The organism is Sphaerotilus montanus (assembly GCF_013410775.1).
GTDB lineage: Bacteria > Pseudomonadota > Gammaproteobacteria > Burkholderiales > Burkholderiaceae_C > Sphaerotilus > Sphaerotilus montanus.
In genome coordinates this window covers 4,329,156-4,349,158 of sequence record NZ_JACCFH010000001.1, presented here as the reverse complement: position 1 = coordinate 4,349,158, position 20,003 = coordinate 4,329,156, and the positions used below count along the sequence as shown (strand labels likewise).

16 protein-coding genes are annotated in these 20,003 nt (G+C 68.2%); 3 read left to right on the top strand and 13 right to left on the bottom strand.

Features of this window, described 5'->3' with window-relative positions; translation table 11 throughout:
- Positions 1-44: 44 nt before the first annotated feature.
- The 6 genes from glgA to BDD16_RS19780 form a co-directional block, all read right to left on the bottom strand.
- Positions 45-1,511: a glycogen synthase GlgA gene (glgA, locus tag BDD16_RS19805; RefSeq protein ID WP_179635527.1), complete on the bottom strand. Its 1,467-nt coding sequence runs from the start codon at positions 1,509-1,511 to the stop codon at positions 45-47.
- A gap of 21 nt (positions 1,512-1,532) precedes the next feature.
- On the bottom strand, positions 1,533-2,801 hold the full coding sequence (gene glgC / locus BDD16_RS19800) for a glucose-1-phosphate adenylyltransferase (protein WP_179635526.1): 1,269 nt from the start codon (positions 2,799-2,801) through the stop codon (positions 1,533-1,535).
- A gap of 74 nt (positions 2,802-2,875) precedes the next feature.
- The gene (locus BDD16_RS19795) at positions 2,876-4,510 is read right to left on the bottom strand and encodes an alpha-D-glucose phosphate-specific phosphoglucomutase (RefSeq protein ID WP_179635525.1); all 1,635 of its coding nucleotides are present in this window, start codon (positions 4,508-4,510) and stop codon (positions 2,876-2,878) included.
- A 33-nt stretch (positions 4,511-4,543) separates the two neighbouring features.
- Positions 4,544-6,619: a glycogen debranching protein GlgX gene (gene glgX / locus BDD16_RS19790; protein WP_218897878.1), complete on the bottom strand. Its 2,076-nt coding sequence runs from the start codon at positions 6,617-6,619 to the stop codon at positions 4,544-4,546.
- Complete coding sequence (gene glgB / locus BDD16_RS19785) at positions 6,619-8,898, bottom strand: 1,4-alpha-glucan branching protein GlgB (RefSeq protein ID WP_179635524.1); 2,280 nt, start codon at positions 8,896-8,898, stop codon at positions 6,619-6,621. Before glgB ends, glgX begins: the two co-directional genes overlap by 1 nt.
- A gap of 14 nt (positions 8,899-8,912) precedes the next feature.
- Complete coding sequence (locus tag BDD16_RS19780) at positions 8,913-10,580, bottom strand: alpha-glucosidase family protein (protein ID WP_445683267.1); 1,668 nt, start codon at positions 10,578-10,580, stop codon at positions 8,913-8,915.
- A gap of 190 nt (positions 10,581-10,770) precedes the next feature.
- On the opposite strand from BDD16_RS19780, the gene BDD16_RS19775 reads away from it, so the two are divergent.
- Positions 10,771-11,928 (top strand): GNAT family N-acetyltransferase, encoded by a 1,158-nt coding sequence (locus BDD16_RS19775; protein WP_179635522.1) that lies wholly within the window; start codon positions 10,771-10,773, stop codon positions 11,926-11,928.
- Here the strand turns inward: BDD16_RS19775 and BDD16_RS19770 are convergent, their stop codons facing one another.
- The 5 genes from BDD16_RS19770 to BDD16_RS19750 all read right to left on the bottom strand — a co-directional run bounded on the left by BDD16_RS19770 (position 11,929) and on the right by BDD16_RS19750 (position 16,980).
- The gene (locus BDD16_RS19770) at positions 11,929-12,147 is read right to left on the bottom strand and encodes a hypothetical protein (RefSeq protein WP_179635521.1); all 219 of its coding nucleotides are present in this window, start codon (positions 12,145-12,147) and stop codon (positions 11,929-11,931) included.
- 131 nt (positions 12,148-12,278) lie between these two features.
- Positions 12,279-13,256: a DMT family transporter gene (locus tag BDD16_RS19765; protein WP_179635520.1), complete on the bottom strand. Its 978-nt coding sequence runs from the start codon at positions 13,254-13,256 to the stop codon at positions 12,279-12,281.
- A gap of 17 nt (positions 13,257-13,273) precedes the next feature.
- A complete protein-coding gene (locus tag BDD16_RS19760) occupies positions 13,274-15,532 on the bottom strand; it encodes an arginine/lysine/ornithine decarboxylase (RefSeq protein WP_179635519.1) in 2,259 nt (752 codons plus the stop codon).
- Positions 15,533-15,627: 95 nt separating this feature from the next.
- Positions 15,628-16,266 (bottom strand): 3-oxoacid CoA-transferase subunit B, encoded by a 639-nt coding sequence (locus BDD16_RS19755; protein WP_179635518.1) that lies wholly within the window; start codon positions 16,264-16,266, stop codon positions 15,628-15,630.
- Between the two features lie 12 nt (positions 16,267-16,278).
- On the bottom strand, positions 16,279-16,980 hold the full coding sequence (locus BDD16_RS19750; protein ID WP_179635517.1) for a CoA transferase subunit A: 702 nt from the start codon (positions 16,978-16,980) through the stop codon (positions 16,279-16,281).
- 77 nt (positions 16,981-17,057) lie between these two features.
- On the opposite strand from BDD16_RS19750, the gene BDD16_RS19745 reads away from it, so the two are divergent.
- Entirely contained in the window at positions 17,058-17,624 is a 567-nt protein-coding gene (locus BDD16_RS19745; protein WP_179635516.1) for a LuxR C-terminal-related transcriptional regulator, read from the top strand.
- Positions 17,625-17,631: 7 nt separating this feature from the next.
- Here BDD16_RS19745 and BDD16_RS19740 read toward each other — a convergent pair whose 3' ends face one another.
- A complete protein-coding gene (locus BDD16_RS19740; protein ID WP_179635515.1) occupies positions 17,632-18,315 on the bottom strand; it encodes a glycoside hydrolase family 19 protein in 684 nt (227 codons plus the stop codon).
- Positions 18,316-18,446: 131 nt separating this feature from the next.
- On the opposite strand from BDD16_RS19740, the gene BDD16_RS19735 reads away from it, so the two are divergent.
- The gene (locus BDD16_RS19735) at positions 18,447-19,478 is read left to right on the top strand and encodes a zinc-binding dehydrogenase (protein ID WP_179635514.1); all 1,032 of its coding nucleotides are present in this window, start codon (positions 18,447-18,449) and stop codon (positions 19,476-19,478) included.
- A 27-nt stretch (positions 19,479-19,505) separates the two neighbouring features.
- On the opposite strand, the gene msrA is transcribed toward BDD16_RS19735, so the two are convergent.
- Complete coding sequence (msrA, locus tag BDD16_RS19730; protein ID WP_179635513.1) at positions 19,506-20,003, bottom strand: peptide-methionine (S)-S-oxide reductase MsrA; 498 nt, start codon at positions 20,001-20,003, stop codon at positions 19,506-19,508.

Sequence of the window (20,003 nt, the reverse complement as noted above, 5' to 3'; positions counted from 1 at the left end):
TCAGAACGGGTGGAATGGAAGGGCTGTCAGTCGCAGCGTCAGTGTCAGCCTTGCACCTGCAGGTAGAGCGATTCGTACTGCCGTGCGGCGTCCGCCCAGCCGAATCCCTGCTGCATGGCCCGGCTGCGCACGGTGGCCCAGTCGGCAGGACGGCGGTGCAGCGCCTTGGCGCGGGCGGTGGCGGCCAGCAAGGCGGTGGCGGAGAATTCCTCGAACACGATGCCGGTCGCGACCGTGTCGATGGTGTCGAGCTGGGTGTCGGCCACGGTGTCGGCCAGACCGCCGACCCGGCGCACGACCGGCAGCGTGCCGTATTTCAGGCCATACAGCTGCGTCAGTCCGCACGGCTCGAAGCGCGAAGGCACGAGGATCGCGTCACTGCCAGCGATCAGGCGGTGGGCGAAACGTTCGTCGTAGCCGATGCGCACGGCGATGGCGGCGGGCTGCGCATGGGCGGCATCACGGAACGCGGCTTCCATCCACGCATCCCCGCTGCCAAGCATGGCGAACTGCCAGCCCTGCGCGACCAGGCCGGGCAGCGCCTGCAGCACGAGGTGCAGGCCCTTCTGCTCGGTCAGGCGGCTGACGATGCAGGCAATCGGCCGGTCCGGGTCGACCGCCAGACCCAGCTCGCGCTGCAGATCGGCCTTGCACAGGGCCTTGCCGGAGAGGTCGGCGACATCGAAGGTTGCCGGCAGCAGCGCGTCGGTGGCCGGATTCCAGACCGCGTCGTCCACCCCGTTGAGGATGCCGGAGAGATCGGCTGCGCGCGTGCGCAGCAGGCCATCCAGTCCGCAGCCCTGCTCCGGACGCTGGATCTCGTCGGCATACGTGGGGCTGACCGTGGTGAGGCGGTCGGCGTGGTAGAGACCGCCCTTCATGAAGCCGAGCTGCCCGTGGAACTCGACGCCCTCCACGCCCCAGAACTGCGCCGGCAGCCCCAGTTCAGCGAAATGGTTGGCCGCAAAACAGCCCTGGTAGGCCAGGTTGTGCACCGTGAACACGCTGCCGGCGAGGTGCTGGTGGCGTGCCTGCTGCGCGGCCCGCAGGTAGACCGGTGCCAGCCCGGCATGCCAGTCGTGGGCATGGAGAACGGCGGGACTCCAGTACGGATCCATCCCCTGCGCGAGTTCCGCCGCCACCCAGCCCAGCAGGCCGAAGCGCAGGTGGTTGTCGCCATAGGCCTGCTGGTGGGCGTCGGCGTAGGGGCCGCCGGGTCGGGCGTAGAAGCCCGGGGCATCGATCACATAGGCCTCGACGTCTGCCGCCTGCAGCCGCCCGTAGAGCAGCCGCGCACGACCAGCGCCCCAGGACAGGCCCGCGGGCGGGTAGAGATCGCAGACGATGACGGCATCCTCCAGCCCGGCCAGGATGGCGTCGAAGCCGGGCAGCAGCACGCGGACCTCGTGCCCGCGGGCACGCAGTGCGGGCGGCAGCGCCCCGGCGACATCGGCCAGTCCGCCCGTCTTGAGCAGCGGGAAGATTTCGGCACAGACTTGAAGGACACGCATCGTCTCGATTTCCGTGGCGGGTTACAGGGCAGCCAGCATCTTGCGCGTGACCAGCACGACGCCATTCTCGGTGCGGAAGAAGCGCTGGGCGTCCAGCACCGGGTCCTCGCCGATCACGAGTCCGTCCGGCACGCGGCAGCGGCGGTCGATGACGACCTTGTTCAGCCGGCAGTTGCGGCCGATGTGGACGTCGGGGAGCACGACCGCTTCGTTGATCTCGCTGTACGAGCGCACCAGCACGTTCGAGAACAGCACCGAGTTGCGCACCGTGGCCCCCGAGACGATGCAGCCGCCCGACACCAGGCTGTTGATCGCCTGCCCGGTGCGGCCCAGTTCCTCGTGCACGAACTTGGCGGGCGGGAGCTGTTCCTGGTAGGTCCAGATCGGCCAGTCCTTGTCGTACATGTTCAGCTCGGGCGTGGTCGTGGCCAGGTCCAGGTTGGCCGCCCAGTAGGCATCGACCGTGCCGACGTCGCGCCAGTAGGCCCGCGAGTACGGCGGGTTGGCCACCGCCGACATCGAGAACGGATGTGCCAGCGCCTGCTGCTCGGCCACGGCGCGCGGGATCAGGTTCTTGCCGAAGTCGTGCTCGGAGTTCGGGTCGTTGGCGTCGTCTTCGAGCAGCTTGTACAGGTACTCGGCCGTGAAGATGTAGATGCCCATGCTGGCCAGCGACAGGTCCGGATTGCCCGGCATCGGCGGCGGATCGGCCGGCTTCTCGACGAATTCGATGATGGAGCGGTGTTCATCGATGGCCATCACGCCGAAGCCCTTGGCCTCCTCGCGCGACACCTCGATGCAGCCGACCGTGACACCCCGGCCGCTGGCGGCGTGGTCGGCCAGCATGATCGAGTAGTCCATCTTGTAGATGTGGTCGCCGGCCAGGATGACGATGTACTCGGGCGGCGTCGAGTTGCGGATGATGTCGAGGTTCTGGTAGATCGCGTCTGCCGTGCCGCGGTACCAGTGTTCTTCGGTCAGGCGCTGCTGTGCGGGCAGCAGGTCGACGAACTCGTTCATCTCGTTGCGCAGGAAGCTCCAGCCGCGCTGCAGGTGGCGCAGCAGCGAGTGGGACTTGTATTGCGTGATCACGCCGATGCGGCGCATGCCCGAGTTCATGCAGTTCGACAGCGCGAAGTCGATGATGCGGAACTTGCCGCCGAAGTGGACGGCGGGCTTGGCGCGGCGGTCGGTCAGGTCCTTCAGGCGTGAGCCGCGGCCCCCGGCGAGAACCAGGGCCAGCGTGCGGCGGGCGAGTGTGCGGCTTTCGGCCAGTCGGGTGATGTCCATGGAGGTCTCCTGTTCTTGGTGGTGGGAAACGATATGCGCGAAATGACGGGGCGACGATGTGGGAAACCGCAGGCTCAGGTGATCACGGCCGGGGCGCTCTGTCCGCTGAGTTCACGGATGCGGGCCACCCGGTCAGCGAGCTGGATGAGGTCAGCCAGCGCCTCCTGCGTCGGCTGGTCGTGCTGTGCGGGATCGGCCTCGTAGCGCTCCAGATAGACGCGCAGGGTGGCGCCTTCGGTGCCGGTGCCCGACAGCCGGAACACGACCCGCGCACCACCTTCGAACAGCAGGCGCACGCCCTGCCGGCTCGACACCGAACCGTCGACCGGGTCGGTGTACGAGAAGTCATCCGCCATCTGCAGCGTCAGTGCGCCGAACGACTGCCCGGCCAGCGCCGGCAGTTGCGCCCGGAGCGCGGCCATCAGGGCGTCGGCGCGCTCGGTGGGGATGCCTTCCCAGTCGTGGCGCGAGTAGTAGTGGCGCCCGAAACGCGCCCAGTGCCCGCGCACCAGCGATTCGACCGACTCGCCGGTCGCCGCCAGCAGGTTCAGCCAGAACAGCACGGCCCACAGGCCATCCTTTTCGCGGACGTGGTCGGAGCCGGTGCCGTAGCTTTCCTCGCCGCAGAGCGTGACGCGGTCGGCGTCCAGCAGGTTGCCGAAGAACTTCCAGCCAGTCGGCGTCTCGTAGCTCGGGATGCCGAGCGCCTTGGCGACGGCGTCGGCCGCGCACGAGGTCGGCATCGAGCGCGCGATGCCTTTCAGGCCGGCGGCGTAGCCCGGCACCTTGGTGGCGTGGGCGGCCATCACGGCCAGGCTGTCCGAAGGTGTGACGACGAAGTCGCGGCCGAGGATCATGTTGCGGTCCGCGTCGCCGTCCGACGCCGCACCGAAATCGGGGGCGCCGGCGCCGGTCATGGCGGCGATCAGTTCGGTGGCGTGGGCCGGGTTCGGGTCCGGGTGGTGGCCGCCGAAGTCCTCCAGCGGCTCGCCGTTGACCACGGTGCCCGCCGGTGCGCCCAGCAGGCCTTCCAGCACCGCCTTGGCGTACGGGCCACCCGCGGCGCACATCGTGTCCATGCGCATCCGGTTGCCGGCCGCGAACCAGGCGCGCATCGCGTCGAAGTCGAACAGCGTCTGCATCAGGTCCGCATACAGTGCGACCGAGTCGATCACCTCGACCACCATGCCGTCCAGCGTCGTGGTGCCCAGCGTGTCGAGATCCAGATCGGCGGTGTCGGCGGTGGTCTGGTAAGCGGTGATCTCGGTGGTGCGCTGGTAGATCGCTTCGGTGATCTTCTCGGGCGCGGGGCCGCCGTTGCCGATGTTGTACTTGATGCCGAAGTCACCGTCCGGGCCGCCGGGGTTGTGGCTGGCGGACAGGATGATGCCGCCGTAAGCGGCGCGCTTGCGGATCACGGCGCTGGCCGCGGGCGTCGAGAGCAGGCCACCCTGCCCCACCAGCACACGCCCGAAGCCGTTGGCGGCGGCCATGCGCAGGATGGTCTGCACGGCGACCCGGTTGTGGAAACGGCCATCGCCGCCGAGCACCAGCGTCTGACCGACGCGATCCGGCAGGATGTCGAACAGCGACTGCACGAAGTTCTCGAGGTAGTGCGGCTGCTGGAAGACCGTGACTTTCTTGCGCAGGCCGGAGGTGCCGGGGCGCTGGCCGGCGAACGGCTGGGTGGTGACGGTCGTGGCGGACATGGGACGGGTCTCCTTCTGGATGTAGGGGGCAATTTAGCGCGAACGCAGCATTAGCACGCTCCGTGCCGAACAGACCACGGTGGTGCCTGGCGTGGCACGGGCGGGGGGGGGCTCGGCCGCCGGGCGGGCGCTGTCGAACACCAGTTGCCAGTCGATGTCCGCCGGGAGCTGGCAGCGCCGGTCGTCCGTCTCCGGGTTGAACACGAGCAGCACCTGCGGGCCGGCGGCGGCGTGCAGGTGCACCAGCAGCGCGCGGTCGGTGACCGAGCGCCAGTCGGCGTCCGCGAGGCGGTGGCCGTCCGGATGCAGCCAGACCACGTCGGTGCGGCCGTGTGCGTCCGGCTGACCAGTGAGCCATTGCCCGATGCGCAGTGCCGGACAGTCCCTGCGCAAGGTCAGCAGGCGCCGGGTGGTGGCGAGCAGGTCCGTGTCCTGCCCGGCCCAGTCGAGCCACGACAGCGCGTTGTCCTGGCAATAGGCGTTGTTGTTGCCCTGCTGGCTGTGGCCGATCTCGTCGCCGGCCAGCAGCATCGGCGTGCCCTGCGACAGCAGCAGCGTGGCCAGCAGCGCCCGTTGCAGCCGCAGCCGCAGCGCCCGCACCGCCGGGTCGGCCGTCTCGCCTTCCACGCCGCAGTTCCAGCTGCTGTTGTGGTGGTGGCCGTCGCGGTTGTGCTCGCCGTTGGCGTGGTTGTGCTTGTGGTCGTAGGTGACGAGGTCGCGTAGCGTGAAACCGTCGTGCGCGGTGATGAAGTTGACGCTGGCGGTGGGCTGGCGCCGGTCGTGGTGGAACTGGGCGCTGGAGCCGGCGAAGCGGTGCGCGAACACGCCGCGGTCCCCCCCGCCCCGCAGCCACCAGGCGCGCAGGGTGTCGCGGTACTGGTCGTTCCATTCCGACCAGCCTGGCGGAAAGCCCCCGAGCTGGTAGCCGCCCGGGCCGATGTCCCACGGTTCGGCGATCAGCTTGGTGCGGGAGAGCACCGGGTCCGACTGCAAGGCCGCAAAGAAGCCGGCCGCTGCGCTGAACTGGCCATCCCGACCGCGTGCGAGCACGGGCGCCAGATCGAAGCGGAAGCCGTCCACACCGTAGGCCTGCACCCAGTGCCGCAGCGAGCCCAGCACCAGCTCCACCACCCGCGGCTCGGCGAGGTTCAGGCAGTTGCCGCAACCGGTCCAGTTGACGTAGCGGTCGCGCCGCTGGGGATCCAGGTGGTAGTAGCGTGCATTGGCCAGGCCCCGCATCGACAGGGTCGGGCCGCACTCGTCGGTTTCGCCGGTGTGGTTGAAGACCACGTCAAGCACCACCTCCAGCCCGGCCGCATGGGTGGCATGCACCATCTCGCGGCATTCGGATTCGGGCGTGGTGCCGGGGCGGCCGCTCCAGTAGCGCGGCTCCGGCGCCAGGAAGGCGATGCTCGAATAGCCCCAGTGGTTGCTCAGGCCCTGCTGCTGCAGACGGGCTTCGTCCGCGCGCGCGTGCACGGGGAGCAGGCTCAGGCTCGTCACGCCGAGGCTGCGCCAGTGGTCGAGCATGGCGGGATGCGCGAGTGCCGCATAGCTGCCGCGCAGCGCGGCGGGAATCTGCGGATGCAGCATCGTCGCCGAGCGGACGTGCAGTTCGCACAGCACCGTGCGGTCGGCGCTGCAGTGCGGGCGCTCTGCAGCGTCCACGATTGGCGCAGGCGACAGCACCCGGGCCTTGAGCGCCACGGCGGCGTTGTCGCGGGTATCGGGCAGGGCCGGATCGGCCTCGCTGTGGCCCAGGTACAGGCTCAGGTCGGCGTCCGGCGTGCCGCCATAGCGACCAACCACGGACTTCGCCCACGGATCGAGCAAGACCTTGGCCGGGTTGAACCTGTGCCCCTGCGCGAGATCCCACGGTCCGTGGGCGCGCAGACCGTAGACCAGACCTACCGCCGCGCCAACGAGGCAGCCATGCCAGACGCCGTCGGTGCAGACGGGCAGCGCGTGCCGCACCAGTTCCTGCGTGCCTTCTGCATCAAAGAGGCAGACCTCCAACCGCGTCGCGTCTGGTGCCCAGACAGCGAAGTTCACGCCCTCGGGCACCAGCTCGGCACCCAGGGGCCACGGCGAACCCGGCGCCATCCGCATCAATCGCACACCAGCATCAGCGTCGCCAGTGGCGGCAGCGTGACCGTGATCGACTGCGCCTGGTCATGCCAGCCGATCGGCTCGCTGTGCATCAGGCCGTTGCCCACGCCGGAGCCGCCGTAGACCGACAGATCGGTGTTGATCAGCTCGCGCCAGACGCCGGCCGTCGGCACGCCGATGCGCCAGCCGCGGTGCACCACCGGCGTCAGGCTGCTGATGACCACGACGCGCTGGCCGTTGGCCGCCCGGCGCTCGAAGACCAGCACCGAGTGCTCGGCGTCCGAGTGGCTGATCCAGGCGAAGCCGTCGGGGCTGACGTCCTGCTGGTGCAGTGCCGGGTAGTGGCGCAGCACGGCGTTCAGGTCGCGTACCAGGCGCTGCACGCCGCGGTGCAGCGGCTGGTCGAGCAGCTGCCACGGCAGGCTGGCTTCGGCATTCCACTCGGTGTTCTGGCCGAACTCGCAGCCCATGAACAGCAGCTTCTTGCCCGGGTGGCCCCACATGAAGCCGTAGTAGGCGCGCAGGTTGGCGAACTTCTGCCACTCGTCGCCGGGCATCTTCTGCAGCAGCGAGCCCTTGCCGTGCACCACCTCGTCGTGCGAGAGCGGCAGCAGGAAGTTTTCGCTGAAGGCGTACATCAGCGAGAAGCGGATCTGGTCGTGGTGGTACTTGCGGTAGAGCGGGTCACGCGCGAAGTAGCTCAGCGTGTCGTTCATCCAGCCCATGTTCCACTTGAAGTGGAAGCCGAGGCCGCCGGACTGCAGGTCGGGCGACGGCGGGCGCGTCACCATCGGGAAGGCGGTCGATTCCTCGGCCACGGTCATGGCTTCGGGACGCTGCGTGCCGACGATGTGGTTCACGCGGCGCAGGAACTCGATCGCTTCGAGGTTCTCGCGGCCACCGTCCTTGTTCGGGATCCACTCGCCGTGCTTGCGGCTGTAGTCGCGGTAGAGCATCGAGGCCACCGCGTCCACGCGCAGCCCGTCGATGCCGTAGCGCTCGATCCAGTACAGCGCGTTGCCGACGAGGTAGTTGCGCACCTCGGCCCGGCCGAAGTTGTAGATCAGCGTGTTCCAGTCCTGGTGGAAGCCTTCGCGCGGATCGGCATGTTCGTAGAGGTGCGTGCCGTCGAAGTTCGCCAGACCGAAAGCGTCGGTCGGGAAGTGCGCCGGCACCCAGTCGAGGATCACGCCGAGGCCAGCCTCATGCGCCGCATCGACGAAGGCGCGGAAGTCCCACGGCGTGCCGAAGCGCGAGGTGGGCGCGTACAGGCCCGTCGGCTGGTAGCCCCACGAACCGTCGAACGGGTGTTCGTGGATCGGCAGCAGCTCGATGTGCGTGAAGCCCATGTCACGCACGTACGGCACCAGCTGTTCGGCGAGTTCGCGGTAGGTGAGCCACTCGCCGTCGGCGTTGCGCTTCCAGGAGCCGAGGTGGACCTCGTAGACCGAGATCGGCGCATCCAGCGCATTGGCGCGCTGGCGCTGTTCGCTGATGGCCAGACCGGGCAGCAGGCGCTGGACGACCGAGGCGGTCTGCGGCCGGATCTCGGCGCGGAAAGCGAACGGGTCGGCCTTGGAGTGCACGGCTCCGTCGGCGCCGAGGATCTCGAACTTGTAGAGGTCGCCCTCGCCCACCTGCGGCACGAAGACTTCCCAGACGCCGCACTCATGGCGCAGCCGCATCATGTGGCGGCGGCCGTCCCACTGGTTGAAGTTGCCGACCACCGACACGCGGCGTGCGCTCGGCGCCCAGACGGCGAAGCGCGTGCCGGCCACGCCGTCCACGGTGTTCAGGTGTGCGCCGAGCCACTCGTAGGGGCGGTGGTGCGTGCCTTCGGCGAGCAGGTAGATGTCGGTTTCGGTGATCAGCGCGGGGAAGCGGTACGGGTCTTCCAGCTCGGTCGTGTGTGCCGACTGGCCGTCATGGGCACGCCACTGGACGCGCAGGCGGTAGGCAAACGGGTTGCGGCGACGCGGCACGGCGCCGGTGAACAGGTCGCTGTCGCCTTGCCGCGTCAGCTCGCACAGACAGCGCCCGAGCGTGTCGAGCAATTCCACCTTCTCCGCGGTGGGCAGCAGCGCCCGCACGACCAGCGCCATGCCGGTGTGGTGCATGCCCAGCACGGCGAACGGATCGCCGTGGTCTGCGCGCATCAGTGCGGCCAGCGTGTCGGCGTCGACCTGGCCGATGTCTGGCGTCGCCTTGGCCTCGGAGGCGGCCGTCTTGGCCGGTGCCTTGCGGGCGGGGGTCTTTGCTGCAGGAGTCTTGCTCGCCATGGTTCAGGTCTCGCTCAGTGCTCGGTGTGGGACGACTGTGAACACAGCGCGCCGAAGGGGGAAAGGATCAGTCGGGCGGCCGCCGTGTCCAGGCGGGCGCCGCTCAACGGGGCTGCGGCGTCGATCGTGGCGGACGGCCAGTCCGGTGGCAGCGCCAGTGTCACCTCGGTGCCGCTGAAATTGAACGCGAACAGCCGGCGCTCGGTACCGAGCGTGCGCTCGAACAGCAGCACGGCGTCGCAGTCGGTGTCGAGGAAGCGCAGGTCGCCAGCGCGGAGCACCGCCGAAGCGCGCCGCCAGGCCAGCAACGCACGCGTGGCGTGCAGCACCGAGCCGGCATCGGCCTCCTGCACATCGACCGCGATGGCACGTTGTGGTGCTGACACCGGCAGCCAGGGCTCGACCGGCGAGAACCCGCCCTGCGCGTCCTCGGCCACCCAGGGCATCGGCGTGCGGCAGCCGTCGCGGCCCTTGAACTCGGGCCAGAAAGCCATGCCGTAGGGATCCTGCAGCCGCTCGTACGGCACGTCCGCTTCCGGCAGGCCCAGCTCCTCGCCCTGGTACAGGCAGACACTGCCGCGCAGGCTCAGCAGCATGGCCAGCAGCATCCGGGCCTGGCGCGGATCGGCCGTGCCGGTGGTCGACCAGCGCGTGGCGATGCGCGGCACGTCGTGGTTGGACAGCGCCCAGCAGCCCCAGCCGCCGGTGCGGGCGATCTCGCGCTCCAGTGCCTCGACCTCGCCGCGCAGGTGGGCGGGCGAGCTGCGGCTGGTCAGCAGGCTGAAGCTGTAGGCCATGTGCAGGCGTTTTCCGGCCTCGGTGTAGTCGGCCATGATCGGCGGCGAATGTTCGTCGCCGACCTCGCCGATGCTGGCCGCGCCGAATGCGTCGAGCACGCCGCGCAGCCGCTCCAGGAACACGAGGTTCTCCGGCTGGCTCTTGTCGAAGAGGTGCCGCTGCATCGCGTAGGGGTTGTCGGCGCGCACGGTGCTCACATCGCCGCCTTCGGCGGGTGGGTTGTCGCGCAGCAGCGCGTCATGCACCTGGTGGTTGCAGGCATCGAAACGGAAGCCGTCCACGCCCTTCTCGCACCAGAAACGCACCTCGCCCAGCACGGCGTCCTGCACCGCGGGGTTGTGGAAGTTCAGGTCGGGCTGCGAGGTGAGGAAGCTGTGCAGGTAGTACTGCCGCCGGCGCGTGTCCCACTGCCAGGCCGAGCCGCCGAAGACGCTAAGCCAGTTGTTCGGGGGCGTGCCGTCCGGCTTCGCATCGGCCCAGACGTACCAGTCGTGTTTCGGGTTGTCGCGGCTGAGGCGGCTTTCCTGGAACCAGGCGTGCTGGTCGGAGGTGTGCGAGAGCACCTGGTCGATCATGACGCGCAGGCCGAGCTGGTGTGCGCGGGCCAGCAGTGCGTCGAAATCCGCCAGCGTCCCGAACAGCGGATCGACGTCGCGGTAATCCGAGACGTCGTAGCCGAAGTCCTTCATCGGACTCTTGAAGAACGGCGAGATCCAGATGGCATCGACGCCGAGTGCAGCCACGTGTTCCAGCCGGTGGGTGATGCCCGGCAGGTCGCCGACACCATCGGCGTTGCTGTCCTGGAAACTGCGGGGGTAGATCTGGTAGATGACGGCGCCGCGCCACCAGTCGTTCTGTGCAGAAGGTGTCAGTTTTTCCATCATGCGCACCATCTTGCCATGTAACTTCGCCGAAACCCACCCTTCCAGGACCCTTGTGAATCCGCAGGAATCGGGGCCGCCGCAGCGCCTGGCGTGATGTCGGACCGCTGAATAATGCACGGGGCGCGTGCGCGCAGCGCTGTCGCCGCCGCGGGTGCATTCAAGTTGGCCGCCGACCGGTCGATCAGCCCCCATGCTGACGAATCGGACAGACCCGACATGGCGTTTCGAGATCCTGCGCGGACGCCAGGGATTCGATGTCCTGCGCCCGCGCTGGCAGGCCCTGGTGGACGGGTTGCCGAACAGCACCTATCTGCAGCAGCCGGGCTGGATCGGCAGCTACCTGGACGCCATCGCCAGGCCGGATGAAACCTTCTACTTCGTGGCTGCCAGCCGGGGCACGGAACTGGGCGGCGTGCTGGTGCTGAAGCGGTCTGCCGGACTGCAGGCATGGCTGAAGCCCGAGGTGGAGATGGTGACGGGCGAGCACATGGTGCTGGCCGACCTGGTCGGGGATGTGCGGGACCGCAGCCTCTGGCCGGCGATGCTGGACTGGCTGGTGCGGCAGCGGTCGATGCGCTGGGCGGTCCTGCGCCTGCCGGCGGTCGCTGCCAGCTCGGTGCTGGGCCAGGTCCTGCCGGCGCTCGGCACGCCCCGCTGCCTGCGCACGACCCGCACCCGATCGGCCTGGCTGGACTGCAGCCGGGACCTGGCCCATGCCACCCAGTCGGTGTCGAAGTCCTTCCACCAGAACCTGAACCGGCTCACGCGCCGCGCCCAGTCGATGGGGACGCTCGGCTATCAGACGGTCACGGCGCCGCAGGCGCTGGAGCAGGCGCTGGAGCAGTTCCTCGGGGTGGAATCGTCGGGCTGGAAGAAGGACAGCGGCACGGCCATCGCGCTGGACCCGGTGCTCGTCGCGTTCTACCGCCGGCTGGTCAACGAATTCGGGACACGCGGCGCCTGCCGCATCAACCTGCTGACGCTGGATGGCGTGACGATCGCCGCCCAGTTCGGCCTGGTCAGTGACCGCCAGCTCAATCTGCTCAAGATCGGTTACAGCCAGGAACACGCCAGCATCGCGCCGGGCAACCTGGCCATGCGCCACACCATCGAGCAGGTGTGTGCGGATCCGTCGCTTGACCGCCTGAGTTTCGTGACCCATCCACCGTGGGCCCATCTCTGGAAACCGCACCTGACCCCGGTGGACAGCGTCAGCCTGTTTCCGCCGACACCGGTGGGCCGCGTGGCACACGCCTTGTCTGGCTGGCGGCAGGAACACCGCGCGCGCCATGCCGAAGGCGCTGTGGAGACCACGGTGGGTGCACCCGGTCCGCGGGTACCAGCCTGATCAGTCCTGGTCCGGCTCCGTGCTGTCCAGTCCGGCGTCGATGCTGCGATCGTAGAGTTCCAGATCGCTGAGAGCGTGCGGGATCAGCGGCTTGTCCAGCGGGCGACAGATCCGGCGCTGCAGGTGCTGCAGTCGCTCGGAGCATTCCATGGCCGCCAGAACGTCCTGTGCGTTGATCATCAGGGCGAAGGGATGGCGGACGTGCTGTTGAGCGTTCATGGGGTTCTCCGGCGATCCGGACAGGATCGATGGAGCCACTGTAGGGACGCACCGGTTCCGTGCCCATTGGAGAACCGGCAAAACCGGTGTCGGAATCAGGATGACGCCAGCGTCGGCACGCCACCACCTGTTCAGGGGGGCGCCGGTGACACCAGGCCGGGCACGGGCACCGGCTTGATGCGCACGGCCCACAGGACGCCAGCCACCAGCAGGCCGATACCCGCAAGGGTCAGCGCATCGGGCCAGACACCGCGCAACAGCAAGGCATAGCTCAGCGCCGAGAGCGTCTCGAAGACGATGAGTTGCCCGACCAGCGCCGTGGGCAGACGCTGGCTGGCCTCGTTCCAGCAGAGCGTGCCGACCCAGGACGCCAGAAGTCCGACGGCGAGCATCAGCAGGAGGTAGCGTTGCGGGGTCGGCCCGAACGGCATCGACAGCCCGGGGTCACCGCCGAAGGCACTCCAGAGCCAGAGTGCGCCATAGCCCAGCACCGCGAGTGGCAGTGTCATCAGCCCTTGCGCCGTCGCCCAGCTGCGTGGATTGCGGTCCGCGTGCGCCCGCAGCCAGTCGGCATTGCGCATCGGATACCAGGTCCAGCACACCACCGCGCCCACCGCCAGCAACAGGCCGCTGCCATAGCGCCCGAAGTCGAAGTCGCGCTCCAGGCGCAGCTGCTGCAGCTCCACCTGGTTCACGCAGGCGATGCCGGTGGCGATCAGGGCCAGCGAGGGCAGCAGCTTCAGCCAGGGCAGCCGGCCGTCACGCTGCGCATCGCGCAGGTTGGAGCTGATCGCGATCACCACCGGCAGTGTGCCGATGACCATCGTCGGCAGCGGCCCGCCCGCGCGCTGGATGGCGGCAGCCAGACACAGGTAGTAGAGGAAATTCCCGACCGCCGAGAGCTTGAGCGCCTCCAGCCAGTCCGCGGGCGCGAACTCCCGCAGACGGGCCCGGTCGAGCCAGCCCAGCGGCAGCGCCACCAGCCCGAAAGCCAGATAGCGCCCGCAGGTCAGCAGCGCGGCCGAATACTGCGGCAGCAGCAGCGGCGCGACGAACACCAGCCCCCAGACCAGCCCTGCCAGCAGGGCGAAGGCCATCCCCAGCGCCATGTGGTGCGGTGCTCAGCTCACTGCTTCACGCAGTCGACGTAGTAGCGGTGCTGGCCGCCACCGATGTCCTCTTCGACCAGACCGTGCACGTCGGTGTGGAAGCCGGGGAAGCGGTCATTGAACTTGCGGGTGAAGCGCAGGTAGTCGCAGATCTTCTTGTTGAAGCGCTCGCCCGGGATCAGCAGCGGAATGCCCGGCGGGTACGGCGTCAGCAGCGAGGTGGTGATGCGGCCTTCGAGCTGGTCGATCTCCACGCGCTCGGTCTTGCGGTGGGCGATGTAGGCATAGGCCTCGCTCGGCTTCATCGCCGGGTGCAGGTCCGACAGGTACATCTCGGTCGTCAGGCGCGCGATGTCGCCTTCGGCGTAGGCCTCGTGGATCTGCTGGCAGAGGTCGCGCAGGCCCATGCGTTCGTACATCGGGTACTTGGCGGCGAACTCGGGCAGCACGCGCCAGATCGGCTGGTTGCGGTCGTAGTCGTCCTTGAACTGCTGCAGCGCGGTCAGCAGCGTGTTCCAGCGGCCCTTGGTGATGCCGATGGTGAACAGGATGAAGAAGCTGTAGAGGCCAGTCTTCTCCACCACCACGCCGTGTTCGGCGAGGAACTTGGTGACGATCGAGGCCGGGATGCCCGTCTTGTCGAAGGAGCCGGACATGTTCAGCCCGGGCGTGATGATGGTCGACTTGATCGGGTCGAGCATGTTGAAGCCCGGGGCCAGATCGCCGAAACCGTGCCAGGTCTCGTTGGCCTCCAGGATCCAGCCGTCCGAGTGGCCCATGCCGTCGGCGGCCAGCGCTTCCGGACCCCAGACCTTGAACCACCAGTCCAGGCCGAACTCGTCCTCGACCTTGCGCATGGCGCGGCGGAAGTCCAGCGCTTCCTTGATGCTTTCCTCGACCAGTGCCGTGCCGCCCGGGGGCTCCATCATGGCCGCAGCGACGTCGCACGAGGCGATGATCGCGTACTGCGGGCTGGTGGACGAGTGCATCAGGTAGGCCTCGTTGAAGAGGTGGCGGTCGAGCTTCTGCTCCTGCGCGTCCTGCACCAGCACCTGCGAGGCCTGGCTGATGCCGGCCAGCAGCTTGTGGGTCGACTGCGTGGCGTAGACCATCGCCTGCTTCGGGCGCGCGCGGTTCTTGCCCATCGCGTGGTACGAGCCGTAGAAGCGGTGGAACGCGGCGTGCGGCAGCCAGGCTTCGTCGAAGTGCAGCGTGTCGATCCAGCCGTCCAGCATCCCCTTGATGGTTTCGGTGTTGTAGAGCACGCCGTCGTAGGTGCTCTGCGTCAGCGTCATGATGCGCGGCTTGACCGTCTTGGCGTCGACGCCGGCCAGCAGCGGGTTGCGTGCGATCTTGGCCTGGATGGCTTCGCGGGTGAACTCGCTCTGCGGGATCGGGCCGATGATGCCGTAGTGGTTGCGCGTCGGCGTCATGAAGACGGGGATCGCGCCGGTCATGATGATCGCGTGCAGGATCGACTTGTGGCAGTTGCGGTCCACGACCACCACGTCGTCCGGGGCCACCGTGTGGTGCCACACCATCTTGTTGGACGTGGACGTGCCGTTGGTGACGAAGAAGCAGTGGTCGGCGTTGAAGATGCGCGCGGCGTTCTTCTCGCTGGCCGCGACCGGGCCGGTGTGGTCGAGCAGCTGGCCGAGTTCTTCCACCGCGTTGCACACGTCGGCGCGCAGCATGTTCTCGCCGAAGAACTGGTGGAACATCTGGCCGACCGGGCTCTTCAGGAAGGCGACGCCGCCGGAGTGCCCCGGGCAGTGCCACGAGTAGGAGCCGTCCTGGGCGTAGTCCATCAGCTCCTTGAAGAACGGCGGGGCCAGCCCGTCGAGGTAGCTCTTGGCTTCACGGATGATGTGACGCGCCACGAACTCGGGCGTGTCCTCGAACATGTGGATGAAGCCGTGCAGCTCGCGCAGGATGCTGTTCGGGATGTGCTGCGAGGTACGCGTCTCGCCGTAGATGTAGATCGGGATGTCCGTGTTGCGGAACCGGATCTCCTCGATGAACTTGCGCAGGTTCAGCACCGCCGGGTCCAGCTCGGGGCCGGGGGTGAACTCCTCGTCGTCGATCGACAGGATGAAGGCGCTGGCGCGGCTCTGCTGCTGGGCGAACTGGCTCAGGTCGCCGTAGCTGGTGGCGCCCAGGACCTGGAAACCTTCCTTCTCGATCGCCTGCGCCAGTGCGCGGATGCCCAGACCGGAGGTGTTCTCCGAACGGTAGTCCTCATCGATGATGACGATGGGAAAGTTGAAACGCTGCATGCGGGCGACTCCGAGACCTGTGAACTGAACGATGGAAAACCGCGAAGTGTAGGGCCAGCCGGAGTCGCCGCGATGACGGCGCGCACGCCGGGGCGTCAGACCAGCGGCACACCCGTCTTGGAGGCGATTTCCTCCAGCGTCACGCCGGGCGCCATCTCCACGACCTGCAGCCCTGCGGGGGTCACGTCGAACACGCCGAGGTCCGTGATGATCCGGTCGACCACGCCCACGCCGGTGAGCGGCAGGGTGCAGGCAGGCAGGATCTTCAGGTCGACCGTGCCGTCCTTCTTCTTCGCGACGTGTTCCATCAGCACGATGACGCGCTTGACGCCGGCGACCAGGTCCATCGCGCCGCCCATGCCCTTGACCATCTTGCCCGGGATCATCCAGTTGGCCAGATCGCCCTTGTCGGTCACCTGCATCGCGCCCAGGATCGACAGGTTGATCTTGCCGCCGCGGATCATCGCGAAGCTGTCGTGGCTGCCGAAGATCGACGAGCCCTTCATCGTGGTGACGGTCTGCTTGCCGGCGTTGATCAGGTCGGCGTCGACCTCGTCCTCATAGGGGAAGGGGCCGATGCCCAGCATGCCGTTCTCGCTCTGCAGCCAAACCTCGACGTGGTCGGGCACGTGGTTGGCCACCAGCGTCGGGATGCCGATGCCGAGGTTGACGTAGAAGCCGTCCTGCAGTTCTTGCGCCGCGCGGGCGGCCATCTGGTCTTGCGTCCATGCCATGGTGTGTGCTCCTTACTTGCGGTCGCGGGTGGTGCGCTTCTCGATGCGCTTCTCGGGGGTCGCGTTGACCACGATGCGGTGCACGTAGATGCCCGGCAGGTGCACGTCGTCGGGTGCGATCTCGCCGGTCGGCACGATGCGCTCGACCTCGACGATGCAGATCTTGCCGGCCATCGCGACGGCCGGGTTGAAGTTGCGCGCCGTCTTGTTGAAGCGCAGGTTGCCGGACATGTCGGCCACGTCCGCCTTGACCAGCGACACCTCGGGCATCAGCGCCCGCTCCATCACGTAGACCTCGCCGTCGAACTCGCGCAGTTCCTTGCCCTCGGCCACCAGCGTGCCGACACCGGTCTTGGTGAAGAACGCGGGGATGCCGGCACCACCGGCGCGCAGCTTCTCGGCCAGCGTGCCCTGCGGCGTGAATTCCAGCTCCAGCTCGCCCGCCAGGTACTGGCGCTCGAACTCCTTGTTCTCGCCCACGTAGCTGGAGATCATCTTCTTGATCTGGCGCGTGTTGAGCAGCTTGCCCAGGCCGAAGCCGTCGACACCGGCGTTGTTGGAGATGGCGGTCAGGTTCTGCACGCCACTGGCCGCCAGCGCATCGATCAGCGCCTCGGGAATGCCACACAGGCCGAAACCACCCACCGCGATCAGCTGACCGTCCCGGACGATGCCTTCGAGCGCGGCTGCGGCGCTCGGATAAACCTTGTTCATGTGCAGAGTCTCCGCAAATTTCCGACGCCGCACTGTAATACGTAACGCCTTACGTAGGGGGTACGTAGAATTGAGTAATGGTTGCCCTTGATCTCGATTACCGCATCGCCTTCGACCTGGCTCCGGTCGGGCTGATCCTCTCGCGCCGCCGGTTGATGGTGGACTGCAACCAGCACGTGCTGGCGATGTTCGGCGCGCAGCGGGCGCAGCTCATCGGGCAGAGCTTCGAGGTGCTCTATCCCAGCCATGCCGAGTTCGAGCGCACAGGCGCGCGCATCGCGGCCAGTCTGGACCGTGCGGGACGCTACGCCGATGACCGCGTGATGAAGCGCCTGACCGCGCCAGCCGGCCAGGAGACGCTGTTCTGGTGCCATGTCTCCGGCCGAGCGCTGGACCCTGCCGATCCGCACGCCGCGGGCATCTGGTCCTTCGACGACCTCTCCGCCAAGCGCCAGATCAAGGCCGAACTGACTCCGCGCGAGCGCGAGATCGCCGCGCTGCTGGTCGAAGGCCTGACGAGCAAGCTGATCGGGCGGCGCCTGGGCATCAGCCCGCGCACGGTCGATGTCTACCGGGCGCGGCTGATGCGCAAGTACGAAGCGGCGACCACGCCGGAGCTGGTCAACAAGCTGCTCAGCACCTGATCCGCGGTCAGGATTCCCCCGCCTCCTCCAGCCCGCGCTCCAGCGGCTTGCGAGGGATGCGGACGGGGACCGGAAACGGCGTGACTGGCGCCCGGCTGCGGGTCTTCGGCACGGGCACGTCGACCCCCTTCGAGACCGAGAATCCGGTTCCCAGCACCTTCTTGGCCAGTTCGTAGTAGCGCAGCCGCTCGTCCCAGCCGATGTAGCCGCCATTGATGCGGCGGGTGATGCCGCGGTAGTCCTGCAGTTCTGCCAGCGCGTTGAGACCGTTCGTGCGCCAGTACATGCCTGCCGCCGACAGCCCGATGGCTGGCGTGGCCGCCAGCTCCGGCTGCGCGACGAGGTTCAGGCCGAGCAGATCGCCATAGCGCTTGTAGTTGGCGCGGCCGGTGATCTGGATCGGTCCCCTGCCCTTGTAGCGCTTGCCGTCCCCTGGCTGCGTGTTGCCGAGTCGGGTGGCCAGGTCGCTCGGCGGCTCGTAGCGCTTCTGCTGGGTGGTCGGCCCCCAGAGTTCTTCCATGAACCTGAATTCGCCGGATTCGTGGGCGAGCTGGCCGAGAAAGGCCGCCGCACGCAGCCGGTTGCTGATCGTGTAGGCCTGCATCGTCTGGTTCAGTGCGGGCAGGAACAGCGCCCGCCGCGCGGCCGGCATGTTGGGCATGATCGCGGCGAGTTGGGCGTCGGTCAGCATGGCAGTCTCCAATGGGTGTGGCGCTGCACATTGCCGTGTCTGCCGGGCCGGCACAAGTTGCCCGGGTGACCCGGCTGGCGCGCATTGGTTCTATTTTGTAACTGGACAACCAAGCGACAAGGAGACCGGCCATGAAAGCCGTCTGCATCACCGGCCACGGCGGCAACGACGTGGTCACCATCGGCGAGCGTCCGATGCCCGAGCGCCGCCGCGGCGAGGTGCTGGTGCGCATGAAGGCGGCCACGCTCAACCGCGTCGACCTCTACATGCGCGACAGCGGTGCCGGCATCACGCACCAGCTGCCCCAGACGATGGGGCTGGACGGCGCCGGCATCGTCGAGGCGGTGGACGACGACGAGCCGCTGCTGAAACCCGGCCAGCCGGTCGTGCTCCACCCCGGCCTGTCCTGCGGGCGCTGCGAGTTCTGCCTGCGCGGCCAGGGCGTGCTGTGCACCTCGGTGCGCTACCTGGGCGAGCACCGCGACGGCACGCTTGCCGAGTTCGTCAGCCTGCCGGCGTCCAATGTCTTCCCCAAGCCGGCAGCGCTCGACTGGGCCGAGGCGGCGGCGCTCGGCGTCAACCACCTCACCGCCTGGCGGATGCTGTTCACCAAGGCGCAGCTCAAGCCCTGGGAGACAGTGCTGATCTTCGGTGTGGGTGGCGGCGTGTCGCTGGCCGCCCTGCAGCTGGTGAAGATGACCGGCGCCACCGCGATCGTCACCTCGCGGGACGATGACAAGCTGCAGCGCGCCCTGGCCCTGGGCGCTGACCACGCAGTCAACGGCGCCAAGGAAGACATCGCCCGCCGCGTGCTGGCGCTGACCGGCGGGCGCGGCGTGGATGTCGTGTTCGAGAACGTCGGGGCCGCGGTCTGGTCCAGCGCGATGAAATCGCTGGTGCGCGGGGGCCGCCTCGTCACCTGCGGCGCCACCACAGGGGACCAGCCGGGAGCCGACCTGCGCCGGCTGTTCATCCGCCAGTTGCAGGTCATGGGCTCGACGCTGGGCGACCTGAGCGAGTTCCGCGACCTGCTGCAGGTGTGCGAGCGGGGCCTGATCCGGCCGATCATCGACCGCCGCTACGGGCTGGACGATGCGCATGCCGCGCTGGATCGGCTGGAGTCCGGCGCGCAGTTCGGCAAGGTGGCGATCGAGATCGCCTGACGCCCTGCTCCGCTGGCCGCGCGGCGGTCAGCGCATGAAGTGGCAGGTGTAGCCGTTCGGGTAGCGCACCAGGTAGTCCTGGTGGTAGTCCTCGCCGGGCCACCAGCGGCTGAACGGCGCGATCTGCGTCACGATCGGCCGCGGCCACAGCCCGGACGCCTGCACCCGCTCCACCGCCGCCCGCGCCGCCGCCTCCTGTGCCGCGCTGGTGAAGAAGATCGCCGAGCGGTACTGCGTGCCCCGGTCGTTGCCCTGGCGGTCGGGCGTGGACGGGTCGTGCATGCGGAAGAAGTGGTGCACGAGCAGGTCCTCGAACGCCAGGATCGCCGGATCGAACACGATCTTCACCGCCTCGGCATGGCCGGATTTCGAGTCGTGCGTGTCGTCGTAGCGCGGGTTCTCCAGCCAGCCGCCGGTGTAGCCCACCTCCGTGTCGAGCACGCCCGGAATGCGGCGGAGCAGGTCTTCCATCCCCCAGAAGCAGCCGCCTGCGAGGTAGGCGGTCTCGGTCGTTTCATGCGTCAT

Bases quoted from the DNA above. Each gene is read 5' to 3' on its own strand.
- glgA (WP_179635527.1), bottom strand. From the start codon at position 1,511: ATGCGTGTCCTTCAAGTCTGTGCCGAAATCTTCCCGCTGCTCAAGACG.
- glgC (WP_179635526.1), bottom strand. From the start codon at position 2,801: ATGGACATCACCCGACTGGCCGAAAGCCGCACACTCGCCCGCCGCACG.
- BDD16_RS19795 (WP_179635525.1), bottom strand. From the start codon at position 4,510: ATGTCCGCCACGACCGTCACCACCCAGCCGTTCGCCGGCCAGCGCCCC.
- glgX (WP_218897878.1), bottom strand. From the start codon at position 6,619: ATGCGGATGGCGCCGGGTTCGCCGTGGCCCCTGGGTGCCGAGCTGGTG.
- glgB (WP_179635524.1), bottom strand. From the start codon at position 8,898: ATGGCGAGCAAGACTCCTGCAGCAAAGACCCCCGCCCGCAAGGCACCG.
- BDD16_RS19780 (WP_445683267.1), bottom strand. From the start codon at position 10,580: ATGATGGAAAAACTGACACCTTCTGCACAGAACGACTGGTGGCGCGGC.
- BDD16_RS19775 (WP_179635522.1), top strand. From the start codon at position 10,771: ATGCTGACGAATCGGACAGACCCGACATGGCGTTTCGAGATCCTGCGC.
- BDD16_RS19770 (WP_179635521.1), bottom strand. From the start codon at position 12,147: ATGAACGCTCAACAGCACGTCCGCCATCCCTTCGCCCTGATGATCAAC.
- BDD16_RS19765 (WP_179635520.1), bottom strand. From the start codon at position 13,256: ATGGCGCTGGGGATGGCCTTCGCCCTGCTGGCAGGGCTGGTCTGGGGG.
- BDD16_RS19760 (WP_179635519.1), bottom strand. From the start codon at position 15,532: ATGCAGCGTTTCAACTTTCCCATCGTCATCATCGATGAGGACTACCGT.
- BDD16_RS19755 (WP_179635518.1), bottom strand. From the start codon at position 16,266: ATGGCATGGACGCAAGACCAGATGGCCGCCCGCGCGGCGCAAGAACTG.
- BDD16_RS19750 (WP_179635517.1), bottom strand. From the start codon at position 16,980: ATGAACAAGGTTTATCCGAGCGCCGCAGCCGCGCTCGAAGGCATCGTC.
- BDD16_RS19745 (WP_179635516.1), top strand. From the start codon at position 17,058: ATGGTTGCCCTTGATCTCGATTACCGCATCGCCTTCGACCTGGCTCCG.
- BDD16_RS19740 (WP_179635515.1), bottom strand. From the start codon at position 18,315: ATGCTGACCGACGCCCAACTCGCCGCGATCATGCCCAACATGCCGGCC.
- BDD16_RS19735 (WP_179635514.1), top strand. From the start codon at position 18,447: ATGAAAGCCGTCTGCATCACCGGCCACGGCGGCAACGACGTGGTCACC.
- msrA (WP_179635513.1), bottom strand. From the start codon at position 20,003: ATGACGCATGAAACGACCGAGACCGCCTACCTCGCAGGCGGCTGCTTC.